The organism is Thalassotalea sp. G20_0, from assembly GCF_017744175.1.
Taxonomy (GTDB): domain Bacteria; phylum Pseudomonadota; class Gammaproteobacteria; order Pseudomonadales; family Endozoicomonadaceae; genus Endozoicomonas.
The window spans coordinates 1-617 of the sequence record NZ_JAGHQV010000428.1 but is presented as its reverse complement, the minus strand read 5'-3'; the positions used below and the strand labels follow the sequence as shown (position 1 = coordinate 617).

Below are 617 nucleotides of genomic sequence, written 5' to 3'. Positions count from 1 at the left end.
GGAAGTAGCCAACCTGGTGTGGGCCGTGGCGAAACTGGTGGACAACGGGCTGGTGGGGCTGGAGAAGACAGCGAAACTCAAAGAGGCCTTCGCTGCACTTTTGCCCCATGTAAAAACCAGAACCGAATCAAAAGGCTACTTCAAGCCACAGGAAGTGGTCAACCTGCTGTGGGCCGTGGCGAAACTGGTGGACCACGGGCTGGAGCTTGGGAAAACACCGCGGCTCAAAGAAACTGTTGTTGCGCTGTTGCCCCGGGTGAAAACCAAAGCCGAATCAAAAGAAGAGAGAGACCTGTTCAATCCACAGGAAACCGTCAACCTGATGTGGGCCGTGGCGAAACTGGTGGACAAAGGACTGGAGTTGGAGACGACACCGGAGCTTAAAGAGACCGTGGCCGTACTTTTGTCCTGTGTAAAAACCAAAGCTGAATCAAAACAAGAGAAAGTCCACTTTATTCCTCAACATATCAACAACCTGCTGTGGGCCGTGGCGAAACTGGTGGACAATGGGCTGGAGAAGACAGCGAAGCTCAAAGAGACTGTGGCCGAGCTGCTGCCCCATGTGAAAACCATAGCCGAATCACAACAAGAGAAAGACCGCTTTATTCCTCAGCATA

The 617-nt window shown here is 52.5% G+C and carries 1 protein-coding gene; it reads left to right on the top strand.

The genetic code is table 11. The annotated features are described in order from the left end of the window. Positions 1-617 (top strand): hypothetical protein (locus J7438_RS26875; protein WP_209279077.1); only part of this gene is annotated, 617 nt, incomplete at both ends.